The sequence below is a fragment of the Methylobacterium soli genome, from assembly GCF_008806385.1.
In the GTDB taxonomy this organism is placed as follows: domain Bacteria; phylum Pseudomonadota; class Alphaproteobacteria; order Rhizobiales; family Beijerinckiaceae; genus Methylobacterium; species Methylobacterium soli.
The window spans coordinates 26,201-49,552 of sequence record NZ_VZZK01000004.1; the positions used below are offsets into that span (position 1 = coordinate 26,201).

At 69.0% G+C, this 23,352-nt stretch carries 20 protein-coding genes and 2 pseudogenes; 9 read left to right on the forward strand and 13 right to left on the reverse strand.

Annotated features, from left to right (window positions below):
* Positions 1–518 precede the first annotated feature (518 nt).
* Positions 519–1,656 (forward strand): annotated as a pseudogene (locus F6X53_RS05060) (DUF2252 family protein).
* A 10-nt stretch (positions 1,657–1,666) separates the two neighbouring features.
* Here the strand turns inward: F6X53_RS05060 and F6X53_RS05065 are convergent.
* The 3 genes from F6X53_RS05065 to gntA all read right to left on the reverse strand — a co-directional run bounded on the left by F6X53_RS05065 (position 1,667) and on the right by gntA (position 5,383).
* Positions 1,667–2,662 (reverse strand): SDR family oxidoreductase, encoded by a 996-nt coding sequence (locus F6X53_RS05065; RefSeq protein ID WP_150997852.1) that lies wholly within the window; start codon positions 2,660–2,662, stop codon positions 1,667–1,669.
* Between the two features lie 103 nt (positions 2,663–2,765).
* Positions 2,766–4,595 (reverse strand): cation:proton antiporter, encoded by a 1,830-nt coding sequence (locus F6X53_RS05070; RefSeq protein WP_150997853.1) that lies wholly within the window; start codon positions 4,593–4,595, stop codon positions 2,766–2,768.
* A gap of 83 nt (positions 4,596–4,678) precedes the next feature.
* The gene (gene gntA / locus F6X53_RS05075) at positions 4,679–5,383 is read right to left on the reverse strand and encodes a guanitoxin biosynthesis heme-dependent pre-guanitoxin N-hydroxylase GntA (RefSeq protein ID WP_150997855.1); all 705 of its coding nucleotides are present in this window, start codon (positions 5,381–5,383) and stop codon (positions 4,679–4,681) included.
* A gap of 299 nt (positions 5,384–5,682) precedes the next feature.
* Here gntA and F6X53_RS05080 point away from each other — a divergent pair, with 299 nt between their 5' ends.
* Positions 5,683–6,126: a DMT family transporter gene (locus F6X53_RS05080; protein WP_150998212.1), complete on the forward strand. Its 444-nt coding sequence runs from the start codon at positions 5,683–5,685 to the stop codon at positions 6,124–6,126.
* Positions 6,127–6,151: 25 nt separating this feature from the next.
* Here F6X53_RS05080 and F6X53_RS05085 read toward each other — a convergent pair whose 3' ends face one another.
* Complete coding sequence (locus F6X53_RS05085; RefSeq protein ID WP_150997857.1) at positions 6,152–7,144, reverse strand: NAD(P)/FAD-dependent oxidoreductase; 993 nt, start codon at positions 7,142–7,144, stop codon at positions 6,152–6,154.
* Between the two features lie 188 nt (positions 7,145–7,332).
* Here F6X53_RS05085 and F6X53_RS05090 point away from each other — a divergent pair, with 188 nt between their 5' ends.
* A complete protein-coding gene (locus F6X53_RS05090; protein WP_238296840.1) occupies positions 7,333–8,172 on the forward strand; it encodes a type 1 glutamine amidotransferase in 840 nt (279 codons plus the stop codon).
* Between the two features lie 110 nt (positions 8,173–8,282).
* Here the strand turns inward: F6X53_RS05090 and F6X53_RS05095 are convergent, their stop codons facing one another.
* From F6X53_RS05095 to F6X53_RS05130, 8 genes are all read right to left on the reverse strand, one after another.
* Entirely contained in the window at positions 8,283–8,738 is a 456-nt protein-coding gene (locus F6X53_RS05095) for a YidB family protein (protein WP_238296841.1), read from the reverse strand.
* A gap of 78 nt (positions 8,739–8,816) precedes the next feature.
* Positions 8,817–9,101 (reverse strand): hypothetical protein, encoded by a 285-nt coding sequence (locus tag F6X53_RS05100; protein ID WP_238296842.1) that lies wholly within the window; start codon positions 9,099–9,101, stop codon positions 8,817–8,819.
* Between the two features lie 75 nt (positions 9,102–9,176).
* Positions 9,177–10,160 carry a YsnF/AvaK domain-containing protein gene (locus F6X53_RS05105; protein ID WP_150997859.1) on the reverse strand — a complete coding sequence of 328 codons (984 nt, stop codon included), beginning with the start codon at positions 10,158–10,160 and terminating at the stop codon, positions 9,177–9,179.
* A complete protein-coding gene (locus tag F6X53_RS05110) occupies positions 10,157–10,648 on the reverse strand; it encodes a DUF2382 domain-containing protein (protein ID WP_150997861.1) in 492 nt (163 codons plus the stop codon). The genes F6X53_RS05105 and F6X53_RS05110 overlap by 4 nt, the downstream gene beginning before the upstream one ends.
* Complete coding sequence (locus tag F6X53_RS05115; protein ID WP_150997863.1) at positions 10,645–11,619, reverse strand: PhnA-like protein; 975 nt, start codon at positions 11,617–11,619, stop codon at positions 10,645–10,647. Before F6X53_RS05115 ends, F6X53_RS05110 begins: the two co-directional genes overlap by 4 nt.
* A gap of 48 nt (positions 11,620–11,667) precedes the next feature.
* Complete coding sequence (locus tag F6X53_RS05120) at positions 11,668–11,940, reverse strand: GlsB/YeaQ/YmgE family stress response membrane protein (RefSeq protein ID WP_150997865.1); 273 nt, start codon at positions 11,938–11,940, stop codon at positions 11,668–11,670.
* Between the two features lie 101 nt (positions 11,941–12,041).
* Complete coding sequence (locus tag F6X53_RS05125; protein ID WP_150997867.1) at positions 12,042–12,224, reverse strand: hypothetical protein; 183 nt, start codon at positions 12,222–12,224, stop codon at positions 12,042–12,044.
* A 132-nt stretch (positions 12,225–12,356) separates the two neighbouring features.
* A complete protein-coding gene (locus tag F6X53_RS05130; protein ID WP_150997869.1) occupies positions 12,357–13,847 on the reverse strand; it encodes a PAS domain S-box protein in 1,491 nt (496 codons plus the stop codon).
* 156 nt (positions 13,848–14,003) lie between these two features.
* On the opposite strand from F6X53_RS05130, the gene F6X53_RS05135 reads away from it, so the two are divergent.
* Positions 14,004–15,962 carry an AI-2E family transporter gene (locus tag F6X53_RS05135; RefSeq protein ID WP_150997871.1) on the forward strand — a complete coding sequence of 653 codons (1,959 nt, stop codon included), beginning with the start codon at positions 14,004–14,006 and terminating at the stop codon, positions 15,960–15,962.
* Between the two features lie 1,179 nt (positions 15,963–17,141).
* Here the strand turns inward: F6X53_RS05135 and F6X53_RS05140 are convergent.
* A complete protein-coding gene (locus tag F6X53_RS05140; RefSeq protein ID WP_150997873.1) occupies positions 17,142–17,537 on the reverse strand; it encodes a hypothetical protein in 396 nt (131 codons plus the stop codon).
* A 205-nt stretch (positions 17,538–17,742) separates the two neighbouring features.
* Between F6X53_RS05140 and F6X53_RS05145 the strand changes: the two are divergent.
* From F6X53_RS05145 to F6X53_RS05165, 5 genes and pseudogenes are all read left to right on the forward strand, one after another.
* Positions 17,743–17,868 (forward strand): annotated as a pseudogene (locus F6X53_RS05145) (integrase core domain-containing protein); the annotation flags it as partial.
* 579 nt (positions 17,869–18,447) lie between these two features.
* Complete coding sequence (locus tag F6X53_RS05150; RefSeq protein ID WP_238296527.1) at positions 18,448–20,238, forward strand: methyl-accepting chemotaxis protein; 1,791 nt, start codon at positions 18,448–18,450, stop codon at positions 20,236–20,238.
* Positions 20,231–21,709, forward strand: coding sequence for a chemotaxis protein CheW (locus F6X53_RS05155; protein ID WP_150997877.1), 1,479 nt, complete (start codon positions 20,231–20,233; stop codon positions 21,707–21,709). Before F6X53_RS05150 ends, F6X53_RS05155 begins: the two co-directional genes overlap by 8 nt.
* Complete coding sequence (cheB, locus tag F6X53_RS05160) at positions 21,706–22,803, forward strand: chemotaxis-specific protein-glutamate methyltransferase CheB (protein ID WP_150997879.1); 1,098 nt, start codon at positions 21,706–21,708, stop codon at positions 22,801–22,803. The genes F6X53_RS05155 and cheB overlap by 4 nt, the downstream gene beginning before the upstream one ends.
* A complete protein-coding gene (locus tag F6X53_RS05165; RefSeq protein ID WP_150997881.1) occupies positions 22,803–23,351 on the forward strand; it encodes a HEAT repeat domain-containing protein in 549 nt (182 codons plus the stop codon). The genes cheB and F6X53_RS05165 overlap by 1 nt, the downstream gene beginning before the upstream one ends.
* The last annotated feature ends 1 nt before the right edge of the window (position 23,352 follow it).

Below are 23,352 nucleotides of genomic sequence, written 5' to 3' on the forward strand. Positions count from 1 at the left end.
GGCGCATCACCGAGGTCTCGTTGCACGGCGCCCAGGTCTCAGGCGTGTCACTGCTCAAGCAGGGCGAGGTAATTCGAGATCGAGACCTCGACATGCGGCTGTGTCCGGGCCGAGGTCGTTTGGAGCGAGGGCGGCGAAGCTGGGCTGCATGTCCGGACAGGCCTGCGCCACCCGGCGCTATAGGCTGCGCGGAAACATGCGGCCTGAGCTGTCGCGCCCAGCCAAATGCTTCAGAGCCTGGATCAATTCATGCGGCGTTTGAAGCGCCTATCGGCGCAGAGCCCAGCTGATGCCCGTCGACAAGACCGCCGGACGCGTTCGATTGCCGCTGACGCCCCTGCCGCGAGAGCGGCTTAGTCCTCCGGCGTACAGCAGGACTATCGGCGTGCGAACTCCTGACCCCTTGCAGACCTTAACTCCCGCTTGTGTGCAGGGCCGCTTCGAGGCGCGAAACCGACCTTAACCGGTGATCACTCGGGGAGCGTGCCGCGGTTCTGGAGCGTCAGCGCACCCTCAAGATGGCCAAGTCCGCCCATGCCTACGTCCGGGGAAACACCCTGAAGTTCTACGAGTGGCTAGATGGTCTCGCCCGCGGCACCCTGCCCGAAGGACCGCCGGTCTGGATCTGCGGCGATTGTCACCTCGGCAACCTCGGGCCCCTCGCAGACGCGGACGGGGCGCATCGACATCCAGGTGCGCGATCTCGACCAGACCATCATCGGCAATCCGACCCATGACCTCGTCCGGCTCGACCTGTCGCTGGCCAGCGCCGCGCGTGGCTCGAACTTGCCGGGGGGCGTCACCGCCCGGATGCTGGAGGAGATGGTGCGAGGCTACGCGCTCGGCCTGGGCGGGCCGGAGACGAGCGAGTCCCCGCCCGAACCGGACGTGGTGCGCACAGTTCGCCAACGCGCCCTTGGCCGGCACTGGAAGCATCTTGCCCGCGAGCGCCTCAAGGACGTGGAGCCTGCCATACCGCTCGGACGCAAGTTCTGGGCGCTCGACGGGAAGGAGCGCGGCGCCATCGAGGACCTCTTCCGTAGGCGAGAGGTGCGCAGTCTCATCCTGGCGCTCGACGAGCGCAGCGAGGCGGCCAACGTCCGCCTGATCGACGCGGCCTAGGGGATGAAGGGCTGCTCCTCGCTCGGCTTCCTGCGCTACGCCGCGCTGGTGCGCATCGTCGAGCCGGAGGGCAAGCGCAAGCTCGCCCTCGTCGACCTGAAGGAGGCGGTTGAGGCCGCAGCGCCGGCCGCCCCTGGCATCGAGATGCCGCCGGACTCCGCCGAGCGCGTGGTGGCCGGGGCGCGGGCGCTCTCCCCGAATTTGGGCGAACGCATGCTGCCGGTGGGCCTCCTCGGCAAGTCGGTAGTGATGCGCGAGCTCGCGCCGCAGGACCTGAAGCTCGACGTCGACCAGTTCAGCCGCGCGGAGGCGGTGCGGGCGGCGCACTACTTCGCCTACGTGGTCGGCAAGGCGCACGGCCGGCAAATGGACGCCGATACCCGCTCGCACTGGCGAGCCGAGGTCACAGGGAGCTGCGGCGAGGACAAGGGGACGCCGTCCTGGCTCTGGTCGAGCGTTGTCGAGCTGGCCGGCCGCCACGAGGTCGGCTACCTGCAGCACTGCCGCCGCTACGCCGACAAGCAAGCCGCCTGAAACCGGCGCCTCAGTACGGGCGCTTGGCACGCCTTCTGAGGAGCAGGGCCGCCGTTGCCGCCAGGCCGACGGCAATCCCGGTTGTCGCCAAGGGGTGCAGCGTGGCCCGGGTGTAGGCGCTCGTGCGCATGACGTAGACCGGCGGGTCGCCCCGCTCCTTTCCGGCCTCTCGCGGCGCGTGCAGGGCCCCTTGCGGGTTCCTCGGGCGCTCCGAGCGTTTCTGCAACGCGATGATGGCGGGGGCGAGCTCGTCGTAGGCGCCCGGAGCGAACTCCTTGCCCATGACGAAGAACTTGCCGCCGCCGCCCACGAAGATGTCGCGTTGCGGGTGCACGGCCGCATGCAGGATCGCGTCGGCTACTTCCTGCGGCGGGTAGATCGGCGGCGGCAGCGTCGGCTCGCGGTCCATGTAGTTGCGGGCCCGCTGCGGCAGCGGCGTATCGATGGAGGCGGGCTTCACCAGCGTGACGGATACCGGAGCGCCACCCGCGATCAGCTCCATGCGCAGCGTGTCGGTGAAGCCTTTCACCGCGTGCTTCGACGTGGCGTAGAGGCCCTGGAACGGGAAGGCGAGGTCGGAGGCGATGCTGCCGACGTTGATCAGCGCGCCGCCCCTCTTCCGCAGGTGCTCGACGGCCACGAGCGAGCCGTTCACGGTGCCCCAGAGGTTGGTCTGGATCAGGCGCTGGTAGTCCTCGTAAGCAATCTCGCGTAGGAGGCCGTAGACGGTCAGGCCGGCGACGTTGACCCAGGTGTCGAAGCCGCCGAACTTGGCGATGGCCTTGTCGGCGATGGCTTGGACGTCCTCCCGCTGGCCGACGTCGGCGACCACGTGGACGGCACGGTCACCGAGTTCGGCCGCGACCCTGGCCAGGACGTCCTCGCTGCGAGCGGCGAGCACCACCCGAGCGCCGCGCTCCACGGCCATGCGTACCGTCACCAAGCCGATGCCGCTCGACGCGCCGGTGACCACGATGACCTGCTCGCGCAGCGGTTTATGCCTCATGTCCCACTTGCTCCTTGTCGTTCGCCCTACTCGGAGCGTCTGTGGGCTACGCGTCAGGCCTAGATGCGTTGCGGCCTGCGCGCTTATCGCGCGCCGGCCAGGATCAGGCCGCGCTAGCCAGTGCCGAGGTGCGGTCGACTTCCGGGCGTTCCTCGGCTGACGGCCGGAGCAAGAGCAGCCTGTCACCGCCCGCTGCCTCGCCGAGATCGTGGTCTGGCGAGGGGAAGTCGAGGCTGCCGTCGGACCGGATGATCAGCAAGCACGGTGCCCCACGGACATCCTCCGCGCCAGCCGCCGCGACGGTGAAGCGCCACCCGGCGGCATGTCGCTCGGTCAGGATCTCGAAGTCGAATCCTCCGTTCCCCAATACCTTGCCTCGCGAGTCCCGGCTCACGCCCGTCTCGGCATGCAGGAGGTGGTCCTCCGAGGGCGCGAGTTGGTAGACCCGCTCCCGCCCGAGCTCTGGAGCGAGGCGGGTGCAGACGAGGGCGTTGTAGAGCTCATCCCGGGTCGCGGCGAGCAGGTAGTCCGGCGGCTGGTCGGCCAGGCCTTCCTCGGCCTCGCGGGAGAGAAGCTCCGCCTGCAGCGTCGGCACCCCTGCGGCTTCGGCCGCGCGCAGCGCTCCGGGATAGGTGTCGACCAACAGCACCGGCACACCGGCCCGGTGCATCGTCAGGGCCAGCTCGTTCGACCAGGGCGAGGCGCCCACGATGGCGAGGCGCTCCGCGTCGGCGGCGACCGAGAGCCCGAACCGGCGCGCCAACGGCCGCAGCGAGAAGCCATGGGCCAGCACCGTCGCGACGATCACGGCGAACACCGTCGGCTGAATCAGGTCGCCGCCGGCAAAGCCCGCCTCGCTGAGCCTCGGGCCGGCGAGGCCCGCCACCGCGGCAGCCACGATGCCGCGCGGGCCGATCCACCCGACGAACAGCCGCTCGCGCCAGGTCAGGTCGCTGCGCCAAGTCGCCAGCCAGATCGCGGCGGGGCGCACCACGAACAGCGTCGCGGCCGTGAGCGCCAGAACTGGAAGCGTGAGCTTGCTCAGGACCGCTAAGTCCAGGTCTGCGGTCAGCACGACGAACAGGCAGGACACCAACAGGACGACGAGCGCTTCCTTGAAGCGGCGCAGCTCCGCGATGCCCGGAACATGGAGGTTGGCGAGGGCGATGCCGAACACGGTCGCGCCGATCAGGCCGGCCTCGTGCATCAGGAGGTTCGGCAGCACGTAGGCGACGAGCGCCAGCGCCAGGAGCAGCGGCGTCTTCAGGGTCTCCGGTACGAGGTCGCGCCGGAATGCCCAGGCCACGAGGAAGGCCGAACCGACCCCAAGGACGGCTGCGGCCACCGCCCCTTCCGCAAGGTGCAGCGCCAGCTCCGTCAGGGCTTCCTCGCCCGAGCGGTGGGGCAAGCCCACCAGAATCTCGATGACGATGGCGGTGAGGATGGCCCCTACGGGGTCGTTGACGATGGCCTCCCACTTCAGGAACGAGGCGGAACGGCGCTCCAGCCGGGCATGGCGCAGGAGCGGCAGGATGACCGTCGGACCGGTTACCACCAGGATGGCGCCGAACACCGCCGCCGGTCCCCACAGCATGCCGCCGATGAGGTGCGCGGCGAACGTGCCGAGCACGAAGTTGATGGGCAGCGCGATGGCGGTGAGGCGGAGCACGCCCTGGCCGGCAGCGCGCAACTCGCGGAAGTCGAGGGCAAGACCGCCCTCGAACACCACGATGGCCACGGCCAGTCCGATGAGGGGACGCAGGTTCGGCCCAAAGGCTTGGGAGGGATGCAGGAAGCCGAGCACAGGGCCGACGAGGAAGCCCAGTCCGAGTAGGAGAACGATGGCCGGGATGCGGAGGCGTGCCGCAAGCACTTGGGCGGCGATGCCGCCGGCGACGATGCAGAGCACTGCCGTCGCGACACCCTCTTCCATACGCAACGCTCCTCGAGATGTGCCGAACTCGGGCGGCGCGGAACAACGCCTCCGGCCCCCAATGGTCCCTGCCGTTTATTGCCTCAGGGTCCCTCTGCGGCTTCCACCTTCGACTCGCGCGGTCGAAACGGGCAAAGCCAGTCCTTGTCCACGGCCCGGCCACTGTACTGGCGCGCCTCCGAGACCTCGCCGTGCCGCGCCAGCATCGGATTGACCGAACCTGCCAGGGCCTCGTCGCGTTGCAGGATGGAAGTGCGCAGCTTCTCGTAGCGCCCCATCTCGCGCAGCTGCTCGAACTGGGCATGCAGGTTGAACACCAGGGCCGGCGAGGAGAAACGGCGCGCGGGTCGACTGGCGCGAGGGTGCAGGCCGACCACGAAGAACGCCTCGCCCGCGAAGCTCAGCGAGAAGTGCGGACTGTCCGGCTCATGCGAGACGCGCACGTCCCAGGGGTGGCCGAGCCAGGCATCCTTGTCGGCGAGCGACTGCACCCGGTCCCAAAGGTGCCGCTCGAAGCCGTCCTCGTCCAGATCGCCTGGTCCCTCGAACAGGACCGCGAAGCTCTGGAACAGGTCTGGCTGCCGCCGGTAGCGCGCCGCGAAGGCGAGAAGCGCCGGGTAGATCCGCATGTCATCCCAGGTCGAGGTGATGTCACGGGCGACCAGGATCCGCATCTGCCCCTTGGACAGAGCCGATTTCGCTCCGACACAGGGAAAACCGGTATCGCGGATGAAGTCCCGGAAAGCCGCGGCTTGCGGGTGGTCACGGTCGTCTCTGGGGAATTGCATAGGTACTCGGCACGCAAGTCGTCAGGGTGCCTACGGTCTCCCACCAGGGTGCCGCGGCCTTATGCAACAGCGGCCCGCGAGCGGCGTTCCGGACAGCGCCCGGCACGCGTCACTTACCCACAGAAACGGCCTGCGCCTTAAAGGGATCGATTTCGCAGGACACGAAGAGAAAGCTGTCGCACCTGAACGTCGATCGCCGGCGTCTCGGTGCTCCGGCGTCCGGTCCCTTCGTCGCGGGGGCTGTGCTAGGCGCCGACGGCCCCCCATCTTGGGCAGCCTCCCCCGTGAAAGTCGTCTTGATGTGGCACCTCTACGCGTTCGCCCTGGTCGCGGGGCTCGCGAACGCGATCCAACCTGGCCCGAACTCAACCCTGGCCAAGGCGTCTACGCAGCCGTTCTTCGCGGGGCTCGTTGTCGTCATCGTCAGCGGGACCGCCCTGCTGGTCACGGGCCTGGTCACCGGTCGCCTGAGCGTCCCGAGCTATGAGCAGGCGACCCAGGTACCCTGGTGGGCCTGGTGCGGCGGCGTGCTGGGCACGGTGCTGACCCTCTCGCAGCTTTTCATCGCTCCGAAACTGGGTGCGGCCCCCTTCCTCGGCACCCTGGTGACGGCCGGCGTGCTAGCCTCCATCATCCTCGACCATTACGGTTGGGTTGGGTTCGAGGTGCACCAGGCGAGTATCTGGCGGGTGCTCGGCGGCGGCCTGATGGTGGCAGGCGTCGCATTGGTCGCGCTCTTCTGAGAGGCCGGCGGCGCCCACGGGTCGATCAGGTGCGGCCCGGCTTCTTCTCGGCTCCGTCGACCTCCTCCTCGGTGGGCAATTCGCAGCGGTTGTGGATGTCGGTTGCCGCCACCGCACCGTGGCCCATCGCGACGACGACCTGGTCAAGGCCGCGCACCACTCCGCCCGCGGCGTAGAGGCCGGGCACCGTGGTGCGGTTGTGCTCGTCGACAAGGAGCGCGCCCGTTCCGTCGTGCTCGGCCCCAAGCCCGAGCGCGAGTTCGGAGCGGAGCCGCAGCCCCAGCGCCGAGTAGAGCACATCGAAGCGGTGTTCCTCGCCGCTTTCCGTGCGCAGCAGCGTGATCCTACCTCCCTCAATGCCGAGATCCACGACCGGCTCGTGGACGACCTTGATGCCGTGCTTGGCAATGCGCTCGCGCTCGCCCGCGTCGAGGTTCATGGCCTGGCCGAGCGTCAGCAACGTCACATCGCGTGAGTAGGTCCGGGCCACGAAGACCGCCTCCCCCAGGCCTTTGTCGCCATGGCCCATGACCGCAATGCGCTTATCCATCGCCTCGTAGCCGTCGCAAATCGGGCAGTAGCGCACGAGCCCGCGCCGGATGGCGTCGGGCAACGCGGGCAAGTCCGGCTCCACGTCGTCCGCGCCCGTCGCCAGCAGCACGCGGCGCGCTCGGACTTCGCGCGGGACGGCAGCTCCAGCTCCCTCCTCGAAGGTTGCGGCAAAGCCTCCTTCGGCCTTTCGCAAGGTTGTGACGGTGCCCCGCACGACCTGCGCGCCGTACCGCGCGACGTGCTCACGTTGGCGAGCGAGGATCTCCTGCCCGGAGATGCCGTCGGCGAAAACCGGGACGTTGTGGCTCGTCGGTATCCATGACGCGCGGGAGTCTCCCGCATCCACCGCCAGGAAGCGACGCCCGAAGCGGGCCAGGTACAGCGCGGCGGTCAGGCCGGCCGGGCCGCCACCGACGATCAAGCAGTCGAGTTGCTCCTCTTGGCCGCCCGGCCACTGCTCCGCCATCGCTTCACCTCGCTCACAGACGCACGTCAGGAGACCCAGTCCTGCCGTCACGGCTTTCCCGACCTGCGACGCAGGGCCCCTGTCTGGAACTTGCGGTTGTGCTGGCCGGTTCACGCGTCCCGATCTGCGGGCATCCCAGCGAGAGACGAGCCAACGTGCATCCATCAACTCCTGCGTTACGCTTCCTCGTGGCCGAGAGCGAGCCGCCCGAGGCACGCGAGGCCCGGCGCGCGAGTGTGGGTCGCTCCTCGGGTGAGACCTACCTTGATACGCTGCGCAGCCTGGCACCCGGTGCGGAGTGCTACCGGATCAAGCCGGCAGATGCCGGGGCCGGACTGCCTGCCGGAGAGAGCCTCGCGGGGTACGATGGCGTGTTCCTGACCGGCTCGCCGCTTCATCTCTACGAAGAGACGCCGGAGACGCGGCGAACGGTCGAGTTCATGCGTGCCGTGTTTGCCTCGGGCACCCCGTCCTTCGGTTCGTGCGCGGGGCTGCAGGTCGCCACCGTGGCCGCCGGCGGCACGGTGCGTGCGAACACGCGCGGCTTTGAGGCAGCCTTCGCCCGCCGCATCACGCCGTCCGAGCAAGGGCGCAGTCACCCGCTCCTGGCCGGGCGGCCCGCCTGCTACGATGCGCCGGCCGTCCACACCGACGAGGTTGAGACACTGCCGAAGGGCGCGATTCTGATCGCCGGAAACCGGGTCACCGCCGTGCAGGCAGCCGAGATCCGCTTCGACGGGGGCGTGTTCTGGGGCGTCCAGTACCATCCCGAGCTCGCGCTCGACGAAGTCGCCGGAGCCCTGAGGCGTCAGGCGGACGGCCTGATCGAGGCCGGGCTCGCTCGAAGCCGGGACGAGGTCGGAGCCTATGCCGACGACGTCGATGCGCTGCATCGTGAACCCTGTCGTCGTGATCTGGCGTGGCGCCTCGGTCTCGACGAGCAGGTGACCGACGCGTCGAAGCGGCTGACGGAGTTGCGCAATTTCATCGAGGTCTTGTGCGGAAACCGCGAGACCGCGCGCCGCTGAGCGAAGCGAAATCAACCACTCCCTTATCTCCACATCGGCTGGAAGGGGCCGGTCAGGCGCGGTCAGGCACGGACCCCCATGCCCCGACTCAGGTTCGGGCCTGCCTTGGCTCAGTGCGCAGGCAGCCTGCCATCGGGGGTGTAGCGGTCGACCGCCGAGGGAAGCTCGCGCGAGAGCCGGGACAGCAGTTCGTCGTGCGAGAGCCCGGTCTGCCGTGCGAGCGTGTCGAGCACGTCCGGCCCGATGGCGGTCTGCAGGTGATGGGGCGCGATGTCTTTGTTGGGACCATGGTTGATCCAAGAATCCGCGACCTCGCCGTGGCCGTTGTGGCGGAACTGGTCCACCAACTGGCCGAGCCCGCCGCCGAGCAGGCCGCCGGCACCACCTCCGGCCAGGGCACCGCCAAGGTTTCCTAGGATGCCCCCGAGGCCGCTGCCAAGACCTCCCGAACCAGGAGCGGTGGAGCCGGTGGCGGGCCCTGAGTGGCTCCCGCCCCCCAGCATCTCCGCGATCTTGTCCTTGTTCTGGAAGCCAGCAACGGCAAGGAGCCCTAGCAGCGCCGTCATGGACGGAAATCCATTGTCGCTCATCATCTATCTCCGCTTGGACTTCCGAACCATCGCGGGGCGTCGGGTTAGGGGCGGTCACCGCTCAGGGCTAGCTGCTCGGCTTCCGTTTGCTGTCGTCGACTTGTACTCGGCGACAGCCGCCCGGCATCCGGGCGAGACGTCGTCGATGTTCTTCCGGAAACAGGCCTCCATCTCCGGCGCGTGCGGATCGATGTCGGGACAGAGCCGGACGTAGTCCGCCGTGCAGAAGGTCTGAAGCCTGTCCGTGGGGCGCACCGGATCACGAGCTTGCGCAGGCGTGATCGTCGTGGCGGCTAGCAGGGCGATGACGGTGAGGGAATAGGCGCTCTGCATGGCCATCGTGTCGAGTCCAAAGTCGCGTGAAACGGTAAAACAAGGGCGGGAACGGCTCGATGCCGTTCCCACTTGTGGGCCTCAGACGGGCTTGCGCGCCTCTGTCCCCGTCGTGCCGGTGCGGCTGACGTTGCCGCGCTCGTCCTCGACCTCGACCTCGGTGCGCCGCACAGTGTCGGAGACCGTCTCCGTACGCTGGCCCGCTTCCTTGCGGATGCCGATTTCCTCGACGACGCGGGCATCCTTCGACACCACCGCTTCCTCGCGGTGCTCGGTGGCCTCGATGGTCTTGTCCGCGAACAAGGCCTCGTCGGCGGCCGTCACTGGGCGGTCCACGGCGCGACGCTCGACCTGGACGTTCTCCTCGCGCAGGCTGACCTGCTCCTCGACGGGCGTCTCGACCGCGTAGGAGCGGACCCGCACCCGTCCGTGCTCGGCCACGCGCTTGCCGACGTTCAGCCGCTCCTCGACGACCGGGATGTACTCCGTTCCGGCTGCGGTCCCTGCCGTTGCCGTAGAGCCGGCCGCCCCACCCGTGCGTAGGTCCGCCGCGCCCGCCCGGGCTCCGGTGACGCTGGTTCCGCTGGTCGCCGCGGGAATGCCGCCAGCTGCCTCGGCCGCACCGAGCATGCTCGGGTTGCCTGTCGTCCCCGTCGACGTGCCCGCCGCCGATGCAGCGCCGTAGCCGCTCCAGCCTTCCTTGCGCCAAGCCGCTTCGCGCTCGTCGAGGTCGACCGAGCCGTGCTCCTCCAGAATGTCCATCGCGGTGTCGACGTGGGTGTCCTCGACCGAGACGGTCAGGAGCGTGCCGCCGCGGCTCAGACCCTCGCTGTAGGTGTAGCGGTCCTCCTCCGGCATGAAGGCGTCCTTGAGCGAGGCCCAGAAGCCGCCCTCGTCGCGGGTGTGGTCGTAGCCCGTGGTTGTGCCAGTTTGAGCTGTCTGAGCTGTCTGGGTGCCGGCGAGCAGCTTGATCGAGGCCTGCGGGATGCCGGCAGCCACGAGCTTGGCCTGGGCGGCCTCGGCCTCGGCACGGTTGTCGTACATGGCGGTGACGGTCTGGGTCATGAGGTCTTCTCCTCCGGTGGGACTTCAGTGACGTGCCCGTCGGCGGACACGCGTTCAACGACGGCGTGCTGCCTGCGCAGCGACACGGGAACCTCGACCGCCTCGCCCGAGGTGGTCTGGCGGATGTGGATTTCTTCCCTGAGGACGAGGCGCTTCTCGACGACGAGGACCTCTTCCAGGACCGGGATGATGGTCACCCCGCTCTCCGTTCTGGTGACCGGGGCGACCTCGCCCTCGGCAATGACCCGGTCGATTGGCACCCGGGTCACCCCGACAAGGTCGCTGCGCAGGGTCTCGCGCAACACCTCCTCGGTCGTCTCGGTCCGGGTCTGCACCCGGACCCGTCCCCTCTCGACCACCCGCTTGTCGATGCGGGCGGTCTCCTCGACGACGGGGATCGTCTCGTTCTCCTCGACCGCAAGTTCCGCCACGGGCCGGTCCGGCGTCCCCAGCCGATGCAGGTCGGTCGCGGTTGGGCCGGGGCTCATGCGCGGCGCTGGCCGAGCGGAACGCCGGCAGTCCGCGTAACGGTGGGGTCGACCGCTGCGCCGCGACCGGCGAAGTAGGCGGCGAGCGCACCGAGGATCAGCGCCAGGGCTCCGTAGAGCGCGGCTTGCGAGGCGGTGCGGGCCGTGGCGTCGGCGGCCTGCTTGGCCTGCTCCTTGGCCTTGGCCGTCGTCTCCTTGAACTGCTGGGTGTACTGCTGGACCTGGGTCCGAGCCTGCTCGACCGGGATGTTCTGCGCCTTGGCGAGCGCCTGGGCGGCCTTCTCGGTGGCCTGCGCCTGCTGGGCGTCGTCGCCCGTGACTGCAGCCCGCATGGCGCTGACGGCGGTGTCCTTCAGGGCGGCGGGGTCCTGGCCGTTGGCGCCGCTGCGCACTTGGTTCTCGATGCTGGAGAACGGGTCGGAGATCTTGCTGAGCGACGGGGCCGCGGTCTGGGCCACGGTCTGGATCGAGCCGCCGGCCGCCTTGCCGAGGCCACCCACCGCGCCGGAGGCGGTGTTGAAGGCACCACCCACAAGGCCGCTCACGGCCGAGGACAGCATGTAGAAGATCACCAGGGTCGCGACCGCCCAGGAGATCAGACCATGGTAGCCGGCGGTGGAGTTCGAGGGCTTGCCCGAGAGGCGCCCTGCGAGATAGCCGCCGGCGGCAGAGGCGAGGATGCCGGAGATCACCCACCAGAGCCCTGCGCCCAGGCCGAGCGAGCTGGCCGCCGGCGTGCCGTCCCCGGCCGGGTCGACGGTTGAGAGCCCGATGCCGAGGCCAAGCATGTTCAGGATGACCTGCAGCACCAGGGCCGCGGTGGCGCCGGCGAAGACGGCGCCCCAGGAGATCTGGTTGAGGGCGACGGTGCGCAGGTCCTCGGCTGGGGTGACCATGCTGGTCTGCGGCAGGTCGCGGTCGTGGATAGAGCGGTCGCCCGGTCCGCGTGCAGGGTCTGTGATGGTGGCCATGGAGGACTCCTGAGTTTGGTACGCAGTGGTGAGTGAGCCGAGCGAGGTTCAGACGACCCGGCGACGCCCGATGAGGGCGTGGTAGAGCCAGAGCACGACGACGGCGCCGACGACGGCGCCGACGACGGCCACGAGCAGGCTGTAGAGGTTGAACCCGGACACGCCGGGCTGGCCGAATTGGTTGAATAGGAAGCAGCCTACGACGGCGCCGACGATGCCGAGCAGGATGTCGACGACGAGACCCTGGCCGGTGTTGTTGACGATCTTGCTGCCGATGAAGCCGGCGATCAGGCCGAGCACGATCCAGGCGAGGAGGGACATGGGCTTGGCTCCGTATGGTCTCGCGACCTCACACCCGCCCGGTCCGTCGCACGACGCGAGATGGCCCGGATCGAGCGAGCGGGTTGTCGATGAGCCGCCGCCTAGGCAGGCGGCGGTCGGGTACGTTTCGTTTTCCGCGATGCCTTGACGTGCGCCGCCTCGATGGCGTCGATCTCGGCCGTAGCCTCAGCCTCGGTTTGTTGGTCACCGAAGACGATGCCGACCGCCTGCTTGATCAGGGCACGGGCGTGGTCATCCGACAGAACCTTGCGGCCCTTGCCCATCGCCCGGCACCTTGTGTTGATCTTGCGATCAGTGCTGAGATGCTCGCCCCCAGCAGAGCGACTGAAGCCACAAGCCAGTCGAACGACGTAGTGTTCCGCAGATTTACATAATAATATTTCACATCAGTCGACTTAGTGTTTTCGACCTAGTTTCGCGGCCTTCGCGCTTTCCTTCGCCGCGCTTCCCCCGATGCCACGTTCCCTGGCCCAAACCACCACCGCGCTGCGACGGTTGACGCCGATCTTGCGGTAGAGGCTGGCGAGGTGGTTGCGCACCGTGCTGAGGGACAGGCCGAGCTCGGCCGCGATCTCCGGGTCCTTGGCGCCCTTGCAGATCCCGGCCAGCAGGTCGTGCTCACGGGGTGTGAGCTTCTCGACGAGGGCCGGCGACTTCCCGGATTGCGGCGGGTTGCGCATCAGCGCCAGCTTCTCGATCACGCCGTGGCTGAACCAAGAGGCATCCGCCATCACGGTCTCGATGGCGGCGATGAGTTCCGTTTCCGTGCGCTTGCGAGCCGTGATGTCCTGGATCGCGCAAAGGACGAAGGCCTCGCCGTTGATCCGCACGGACTCGGCCGAGACCAGGCAATCGACGGCCTCCCCGCCCCGGGTCCGCAGACGTGCCTCGAAACCCCGCACCCCTCCCGCTCGCTTCAGCGCGCGCTTGAACCTGGCCTGCTCCGCCTCGTCCACCCAGAGGCTCGGCGCGCCTCCGTCTGGGTTGTCGCCAGGCCCCCCGAACATCGTGGCGAAGGCCTCGTTGACGTTTGATGCCACCAACCCATCCCGGCTCAGGAGGGCGGTCGGGACCGGGCTGAGCTGGAAGGCCTTGGCGAAGCGCTCCTCGCTGAGCTTCAGCTCCACCTCCGCTTTACGACAGTCCTCCAGGTCGGCGAAGGTGAACAGCATGCAGCGCTCGCCGCCCGGCATCCGGATGGGATGGCCGGCGACGATGACGTACTTCTCGCTGTCGGAGGGCACGTTCAGGCAGGCTTCCATCTGCGGGATGGTGCGGCCGGCATGCAGGTTCTCGACGGCGAGCGCCCGGCACTCGGCCTGGGCCAGCAAGTCGATCTCGCAGAAGGAGCGGCCGAGCACATCCTCGCGGGCGTAACCAGTCAGGTCGAGGAAGCCCTGGTTGACCTTGACGTAGCGCAGGTCCGCGACGCGGCAGACGAGGGCCGGCGCGGGGTTGGCCCGGAACATGTCCTCGAAGCGCGCCTCGGCCTCATAGCGCTCGCTCACGTCCTGCATCACCAGCGCGAGTCCCGTGGACCGCCCCTCGTCGTCGGTAGTGACCAGGGAGCGGATGCGGTGCATCCAACTGCGTCCCGGATCACGGAAGTGATGCACCTCGACGACAGCGTCCCGGAACGACTCACCGGCCAGCAGGCGGTCGACCGGATGCTGGAGCGGGCCGACGTCTGGGTGGTTGCGGTAGTCCAGTACGAAGTTGCGCCGGTACTCGGCCACGGTCTCCCCAAGGTCGTCGAGGGCGGCCACGCCGTGCATCGCGAGCGCGGCCTCGTTGGCGTAGGAGATGGTCTGGTCCGGCTCGATCAGGATCACGCCCTCGCTCAGGCCGGCCACGACCTGCCGCATCCGGTCCGTCTCACGCGCCATCCTGGGCCTCCGCCGCCTGGAGGGACAACGCCGCCGCGTCGGCGAAAGGTCACCAGGCGGGCCGGGGCCGGCGGACCGTGCGGCAAAACGGCCCGCGGCGGCGTTGTCAGCCAGTGTGCCGCGCGTGTCGGCGCAGCGTCGAGGAGTTTACGCCGCATGCCGATGGATGAAGTAGCCGCCCCGCGCCCGCCCGCCCAAGTGCCGCCGCCCCTCGTGCCCGGCCTACGCGGCCTCCTGACCCTCGCCGTCGGTGTCGTGCTCGTTACCGCCCTCTACTTCGGCCGCGAGGTCTTCATCCCCCTCGTGCTGGCAGTGCTCCTCAGCTTCGTCCTCGCCCCCGTCGTCAACTTGCTGCGCCGGATCAAGCTTGGGCGCGTGCCATCCGTCATCGTCGCCGTGCTGCTGGCGCTGGCCATCATCGGCGGCATCGGAGCCTTGATCGGCACCCAGGTGGCGGGGCTCGCCGGCAACCTGCCGCAGTACCAAGCCACGGTGCAGAAGAAGTTCGCCGGGCTGCAGGCGGGCTGGCTCGGCGAGGCCAACCGAGTCTTCCAGAGATTCAGCCATCAGGTTCACGACGCCACCCAGAAGGCGGACGCCGCCGGCACCGCGGCGGCGACGGGCCCCGCCGGCGACACGCCCAAGCCCCAGCTCGTCAAGGTCCAGGAGCCCGACCCGTCCCCCTTCACCCTGGCCGAGAAGGTGCTCGGACCCATCGTCGAGCCGCTGACCACGATCGGCATCGTGCTTGTGGTGGTCGTGTTCCTGCTCCTGCAGCGCGAGGACCTGCGAAACCGCATGATCCGCCTGTTCGGGTCGGGCGACCTGCACCGCACGACGGTGGCCATGGACGACGCCGCCGGCCGGCTCGGCACCTACTTCCTGGCCCAGCTCGGCATGAATGCGACCTTCGGGGTCATCATCGGCGTCGGCCTCTGGTTCATTGGTGTGCCCAACCCGCTGCTCTGGGGCGTGTTCTCGGCGCTGATGCGCTTCGTGCCCTACATCGGCGCCTTCATCTCGGCCCTGTTCCCCTTGGCCCTAGCCGCCGCAGTCGACCCGGGCTGGTCCATGGTGATCGCCACGGCCGCCTTGTTCCTGGTGGCCGAACCCCTATTCGGGCAGGTGGTCGAGCCGCTGCTCTACGGTCACTCCACCGGGCTCTCACCCTTCGCCGTAATCGTCTCGACCTTGTTCTGGGGCTTCCTGTGGGGGCCCATCGGCCTGATCCTGGCCACCCCGTTCACGGTCTGCCTCGTGGTGCTCGGTCGGCACGTCGACAGCCTGGAGTTCCTCGACATCATGCTCGGCGACCGGCCGCCGCTGACGCCGGTGGAGAACTTCTACCAGCGTATGCTGGCGGGCGACCCGGACGAGGCGCGCGATCTCGGCGAGACCATGCTGAAGGAGCGCTCGCTGTCGTCGTACTACGACGAGGTCGCGCTGAAGGGCCTTCAGCTCGCCGCCAACGACTACGCCCGCGGCGTCGTCACCCCGGCCCAACTGGAGAACATCCGGGCCTCGGCACGGTCTCTCGTCGAGGACTTTGACGACCATGAGGACGTCGAGCCGACGCGCGAGGTCAAGGAGGTCAACCCGAACGCGACGCCGACGCTTGCCGAGCGTGCCCATCCGAAGAACGAAGCGGTACCGGGCCAGGCGCCGCCCCGCGACGCGCTTCCCGAAACATGGCAGGGCGAGGCACCGGTGCTGTGCGTGGCCGGGCGCGGCCCCCTCGACGAGGCCTCCTCGGCGATGCTGGCCCAACTGCTTCGTAAGCACGGGCTCGGTGCCAGGGTAATCCCCTACGGCGAGGTCTCGCGAGACCGGGTCCGCAGCCTCGACATGACGGGAGTGGCGATGGTCTGCATCTCCTACCTCGACATTACCGGCAACCCGGCGCACCTGCGCTATCTCCTCGAACGTCTTCGGAAGAAGGCACCCTCCGTTAAGTTGCTGGTTGGCCTGTGGCCGGAGGGCGAGAAGGTGCTGACGGATGCTACCATTGGTCGGCAGGTCGGCGCCGACGTCTACGTGTCCTCGCTCCGACAGGCGGTCGACGCATGCCTCGCGGCCGCGTCGGAGGCTTCCGAAGACGTTGGTCGCGCAGCTTGAGCTTCGATAGAGGCGGGCTCCCGGGTGCTTGCCTTGCGCCCGCAGAGCCTGGCCAGTTGAACCTTGGATCTCCTCACAAATTAGACCCAAACCTCAATGGCATTTGAAGGAGACCAGCGGTTAGGCGCTCCCTTTGGAGAGCGGCATCGGGGGCGGTCACGGTCCGAAGCTTCGACAGTATCTCCTCTCGGTTCCTAGCGCGGCGCTCAGCAAGAAGCTTGGCAGTCAAGCGCATGATGCAGTGGCAGAAGCCCTCGGCCCAGAAGCGGTTGAGCCGGTTCTCGACCTTCGAGAGGCGGACGGCCGATCTTATGTTAGCGTCGTCACAGTCAGCTTCCGCATCAAGAGCGGACCTTCGGACACAGGAACGCGAAGGTCTGTTGATGGCGCGATCCAGACCCGCGACCTCGACCGTTGCTATGTCCGCTTCGAAGCTTTCGCCCGAACGGGCTGAATGGCGACGACGGGCGCAAAGCCGAAAGTTCGCCTTCCAGTTTGGCGCATTGGCGCTCCACATCCTTGAACCTCAGCTTCACGTGCTGACGCACAGGTGGACCATTGGTCATCTGGGGAGTTCCGCGATAGGGGGCTTCCGGGGTGATGCCATCCGATCCATGACCAAGACGACGGGATCCGGCTTATAAGGCTTGCCAGGCGCACAAAATCGTCTAGGTTTCCAGCAAATTTATTTGGGATTTGGGGTCAGCTCTCGTTCAGAGCGACAGCATCTTTGAAGTGACAGATCAGCAGTTAACCTTGTAAGTCACTGTTTATTAGGACACTTACCAGGCGCTTAAAACTCACTGCATTGGCCCTACCAGGGGGACCCGGGTTACACGGGTCGCGGCAGGGTACCGGGCGGCGCCCGCAGGCCTTCCCCGACGCGCCGCGGCCCAGTCCGGCGCCCCCTGGCCGCCGCCTCAGCCTCGCCGCCAGCCGCGATGGCGTTCGCCGATCCCGGAACCGGCGGCCGGCATGTCCTGATGACGGGGGCCATCAAGCGGAACGAAGACGCGCTCGGGCGAAGCCGCACGGTGTCGCGCGGGAACTTGCAGCAGCGCCGTCGCTGGCCGGGCCGGCGGGCTGGACGGCCGTGGCCTGCCGCATGGGGCCATGCCCTCGCATAACCGGGTTCGAGCGAAGGCGACCCCGATCTTGGCCGGAGATTTCTGGAGGCCCTCAGGAACGCTGCCACGCCTGTTCAATGCGTTTGCTGATTTTGGTGGCCCGCTCTTGAGCGGCGTCGGGCGCATTCTCCCAAGGACTATTGTAATCGTCCTTGCCGAGCCATGGCAGCCTGAGGGAGGTACCAGCGCCTTGCGGCAGATCACACCGGGCGATGGGACCGAAGCCCAGTTCAACGTAGTCGTCGATTTTGAGGGTGGACAGATCCCCTGAAACCTCGGCGACCACAACTTCCGGCGGCATGTTCCAGCGCCCCTGCCGATACGCCTGCCTTACGCTTCCATCGACGATCCATTTCCGGCCCTCGAACCGGACCAGCGCGACGACGTGCACGCCTTGAGGCCCGAGGTTTTCGTCCGGCTGTCCGATGCCTAGGGTGCCGGGATGCATCTGACCTGACCGGCTGGCTTTGGACCGGGCTGATTGAGAGGATCAGCCCGGTCCAGAGGAACTGGAGATGAAGCGAGGACAGAGGCCGAGCGCGGAGCAGGTGGTGCTGACGCTGCGCCGGATCGAAGTTCAGACGGCGCAAGGCAAGAGCATCGCCGTCGCGTGCAAGGAGGCGGACGTCTCCGAGCAAAGTGACTCACGCGCCGACGAGTGTCTCAAGCAGGAAATCTTCTACTCGCTGAAGGAAGCCCAGGTCGTGATCGATCTCTGGCAGAACACCTGCAACCGCACCCGGCCGCACTCGTCGCTGGGCTATCGCCCGCCCGCGCCTGTCAGCCTCCCGGATCTGGCCTTCCGCCTACCCATGGCCGCTACCACGCAGTGGCCTCTCATCCGGCCGGTCCAAGATACCGGTCAGGTCAGGTCAGGGCTGGGACGCAACCTTTATCAAAAGCAATCCAAGTACGTGATACGGGCCGAGATGATGAAAAGCGTTCCGGGCTTAGTGCAGTATCAGTATAATTGCCGCAAGGGTTTCAGCTACGCTTAACTTGCCGGTATTTGAGCCGGGCTCAAGAAATATCGATTTTTCAGCCGTGATCCGGAAGATGCCGAGCTTCGCCGTCTGGATCGGACGCCGCAGCGGTGCACGGCGTGAAGGTAATCCTTGACCGGGGTGCGGCCCGGCTTAGAAACGCGGGTTCAACGTCCGAGCCATCCTCACCCCTGTCTCCGGCAGGAAGGACGGTGCAACACGGGTGACCTGTCCATGGCGCTGGTGAAGAGGACGCAGCTCGCGTCGCATAGCGAACCCGTTGATGCGGTTGCGGCCGGACCCAACCCTACGCCGCTCGCCCCCGTCCCAGCCGGGCGTTCGCGCGAGCGGTCCCGCGCACGTCGGCAGAAGGCTGTGGAACGGCTGGCGGCGGCGACCGAGGAGCTCGCCGCCGGGGTGACCCAGGCATCGTCGGCCTCCGAGGAACTGCGCCGGTCGATGGAGCAGATCGCCTCCGGCGCCGAGGAAGCCGCCGGGGCCGCGCAGGAATCCCTCGACGCCATCGCGGGTATCGCCGGTCGGTTGTCCGAGGCCCGGGAGCGGGCCGATACGTCGCGTCAGTCGACCGCGTCATTCCAGACGCTGCTAGCGGAAACCGGGGTCCAGATCACCGCGTCGGTCGCGGCGGTTCAGGCCAACGCCGGGCGGCAGTCCGCCACGGTCGCCCTGATCGAGGAACTCGACCGCGGCGCCGCAAGCATCGGCGAGATTACCGGCACGGTCGAACACGTCTCCGACCAAACCAACCTCCTGGCTCTGAACGCCGCCATCGAGGCCGCGCGCGCGGGGGAGCATGGGCGCGGGTTCGCTGTCGTCGCCGACGAGGTGCGGGCGCTCGCCGAGACATCCGAGGCCAGCGCGGCCGAGGTCCGTACCCTGGCTGAGGCGATCCGCACCGAGGTCCAGGGCGTCGGCGAGATCACCCGCGCCGCGGCCCGGACGGCGGCGGCCGGGGCCGAGGCAGGCGGGCGCGTGACCCGGAGCCTGGAGGTGGCGCGTGCGGATCTGGGTGCGGTGAACGAGGGCGCGCAGGCCATCCTTGCCGCCGCGCTTGAGGCCGAGACGGCTATCCGGGAGGCGCAGCGCGGCGCGGAGCAGATCGCCTCGGCGGCGGAGGAGCAGGCCGCCGCCGCGGGGCAGGCCCAGCAAGCCGTGGCGCAACAGGTGCTGTCCCTCGACCAAGCCCAGACGACGGCTCAGGCGCTGGCCGGCCTTGCCGACGACCTGACAGGCAGTGGGTCCGTGCAGGAGCAGGCCGCGGAGGTCGCCTCGGCCGCGGAGGAACTCTCCGCCACGGTACAGGAGCTGTCCGGGGCGGCGGGCGAGATCCTCGCCGCCATCGACGAGATCAGCCGCGGGACCGCCATCCAGAGCGCCGCCGCGCAGCAATCCAGCGCCGCGATGGCGCAGGTCGAGCGCGGCGCCGCAGTGTTCAGGTCGAACGCGACGACCGCGCTGGAGACCGTCGCCGGCGTCGGGGCGACCCTTGGAGAGGTACGCTCGGCGGTCGGTTCCCTCGCCGACGGCGTTGCGCGCTCGCTCGACGAGACCCGCGCCTGCCTCGCACGCATAGGAGAACTGGAGGGCAGCACTCGCCGCATCGAGAAGATCGTCGGCTCCATCGCCCTCGTCGCCGTGCAGGTGAACATGCTCGCGGTCAGCGGCGCCATCGAGGCGGCCCGCGCCGGCGAGGGCGGCCGGGGCTTCGCCGTCGTGTCGAACGACATCCGCGCGCTGGCCCGCGACGCGGCGACGAACGCCGAACGCATCCTCGACACCGTGCGCGACATACAAGATGGCGTCGCCGCCGTTCGGCGCGCGCTTGAGTTGGTCGTCGCGGCGTCCGAGACGGAGGCACGGCGCAATCAGGCTCTCGCCACCACCCTGGCCAGCGTCGAGGAAGTCGTCGCCCGGCTGGAGGCTGGCAACGCCGACGTCCTGAGCGGGGCGGAGGCCATCGTCGTCGCCGCTCGCGAGGCCCTGAAGGGCTCGCAGCAGATCGCGGCCGCGGCCGAGCAGGCCGACCGCGCCTCCAGCGAGGCCGCGACTGCGGCGCGCCAGCAGTCGAAGGGTGCCGAGGATCTCGCGGCGAGCGTCGAGGAGATTGCGTCGCTCGCCGAGGAGTTGCAGGCCGCGGATGTATGAGGCCGACGATACGAGCGACGGTCGCTATCTCGTCTTCACGCTTGGCACGGACGACTTCGCCCTCGACGCGGGCATCGTCCGCGAGCTTCTCCGGCCGCCCGGGCTGACGCGCGTTCCCGGGGCGCCGGCCGCGTTGGCCGGTCTCGCGAACCTCCGCGGCGCGGCCCTGCCGGTGCTCGACCTGCGCCGCGTCGTACGCCCCGACCTGGAACCCGCGACGGAGCCGACACGGGTCGTCGTCGCTGACGCCGGCGAGCCGGTCGGGCTCATGGTCGACCGCATCGTCGCGTTCTCGGGCGGCACGCAATCCGTCGAGGGAGAAGGTCCCGCACGATCCCGGCGCTTGGACCTATCGAACGGGTCCGGGAATGCTCGCGTGCTGGATTTGCCGGCACTGATCGCCGGATCCTTCCCCCACCGCGCTGCGACGTCCGCCGCCGCCGGGATCCGGCCCGCACGGGACGGGGCCGCCGGCGAGGTCGAGACGGACCGCGTCGCGCTGGTGACCTTCACCGTCGCCGGCCGCGCCTACGCGTTTCCGCTCGAACGGGTCGCGGAGGTCATGGCGCTGCCGCCCGACGTGGTACCGGTGCCGCGTGCGGGGAGCGCCGCCCTAGGCATCGTCGCGCGGCGCGGCGGGGTGCTTCCGCTGCTGAGCCTGTCGGGCCTGCTCGGCCTCGCCGCACCCACGACGGGCACGGATGCACGCATCGTCGTCGCGCGTCTCGGGGGGACCGAGACCGGACTGGTCGTCGATGCACTGGGGCCCATCCTGCGGCTCGCGCCGGACGCCGTCGATCCGGTACCGTCGGTGTTGAGCCGGGGCGGCACGACGACCATCGACGCGATCTGCCGCGTCAACGCTGGCGGTGCGCTGGTCTCCGTGCTGTCCGCCGACCGCCTGCTCGAAGGAACGACCGTGGCTGCTTTTCCCGCACGCACCTCCGACGCCAGGACCATTGCAGCCGAGGCGGGAGGCGCGCTGGAGCAGGTCGTCATCTTCGACGTCGCCGGCGAGAGCTACGGCGTGCCGGTGGGTGCGGTGCGAGAGGTGCTGCGGGTCCCGGCGACCATGACGCGCCTGCCCCGCTCGCCCGACCTCGTCGTGGGCGCCATCGACGTGCGGGGCACCGTGCTGGCCGTGGTGGACCAGCGCCGACGCTTCGGCCTGCCACCTGGTGAGCCGGGGCCTCGCCGGCGGATCGTCGTCCTCGAAGCGGGAGGCACGAGGGCCGGCCTGCTCGTGGACGGCGTCTCGCGCATGCTGCGCCTTGAGGCGGCCGCGATCCGACCGATGCCCGACTTCTCCGGTGACGCCGGGAACCCGGTCGACCGGGTCGCGACCCTGAACGATGGCAAACTCCTGCCTATCGTCGACGCTGCGGCCCTGCTCGCTGGCACCGAACGCAGCGTGCGCGCGGCTACGAAGCGACCGCGAGGACGAGAGACCGGAGCGCACCCCGCGACATGATTCGCCTCCTGGTCGTCGATGACTCGGCGCTGATGCGCAAGCTCCTCGGCGGCGTGTTCGCGCAGGAGCAGGACTTCGAGATCGCCTTCGCCCGGGACGGCGACGAGGCTCTGGCCGAGCAAGCCCGCTTCCGTCCGGACGTGATCACCCTCGACGTCAACATGCCGGGCCTCGACGGTCTCGCCTGCCTCGACCGCATCATGCTCGACCGGCCCACGCCCGTGGTGATGGTGTCGTCCCTCACGGCGGAAGGCGCGGAGATCACCCTCGACGCGATGGAGCGCGGGGCCGTCGACTTCGTCGCGAAGCCCGGCGGGGCCGTCTCGCTGGAGATCGACCGCCTCGGTCCGCTGATCGTGCAGAAGGTCCGTGCTGCCGCCCGTGCCCGCTTGCGTCCAACCCTGCGCCTCGCCGAACGCATCCGAGCCAGATCCGGCGCGTCGGTCGGACCGGCCACGCGATTGCGGCCTTCCTCGCGCGCGCCATCTTCGGATTTGGTGACCCCGCCCGTCGCGAGGTTGTTCGAAGGCGTCGTGCTCGTCGGGACTTCCACGGGCGGGCCGCCGGCGCTCGACGCCTTGCTGTCACGGTTACCCGCCGACTTCCCATGGCCGGTCGTGGTCGCCCAGCACATGCCCGGCAGCTTCACCGGTCCACTGGCACGCCGGCTCGATGGTTTGTGCGCCCTCCAGGTGCAGGAGGCCTCGCGACCGATGCCGCTTGCCCCCGGCAACGTCTACGTCGGCAAGGGGGACGCGGACGTGACGCTCGCGCGCCGCCCCTCCGGGTTGGTCGTGCAACCGGTGCCGGCACACGCCGATTACCTCTGGCACCCGAGCGTTGACCGCCTCGTCGCGAGCGCCCTCGAACTGATGGAACCCGCGCGCCTAGTCGGGGTGCTGATGACCGGCATGGGCCGCGATGGCGCGGTCACGATGGCCGAGATGCGGGCGCGGGGCGGGCGCACCATCGCCGAGAGCGAGGAGACCGCGGTAGTGTGGGGCATGCCGGGCGAGCTCGTCAGGGCTGGCGGCGCCACAATCGTCGCCCCTCTCGAAGGCATCGCCGACGCGCTGCTGGATATGGTGCCCTGATGCCTCTCGTCCGCCGCGATCCGCCCCACCCGTCGGAAGGCCTGGCCGCCGCCGGGCCCGACCGGTCCGAGACGTCGCAAGACCTCGGCCTCGCCCTCGGTGCGGAGAAGGACCCGCGTGCCCGCGAGGGTATTCTCGCCATGCTCCTGGCCCGAGCCGATGCATCCGCCGCCGCGGCGCTCGCCCGGCACCTGCGCTCGGAGGACGCCGGGCTGCGCAACGCCTGCGTTGAGGCGTTGCAGGCGATGCCCGTCGCGGCTTCCTCCGTGCTGCCGGACCTGCTGTCTGACCCTGACCCCGACGTCCGCCTGCTCGCCACCGAGATCGTGCGGACGCAGCCGACCGAGGCCGCGAACGGGTTGCTCGCTGGCCTGCTCGACGCCGAGCCCCACCCGAACGTCTGCGGCGCGGCCGTGGAGGTACTGGCGGAGGTCGGGACGGCGGATGCGGTGCCTGCCCTGCGGGTCGCCCGAAGTCGGTTCGCCTCGGAGGCCTTCCTGCCCCTGGCCATCGACACCGTGCTCGCACGCCTCCGAACGGGGCTTTGAG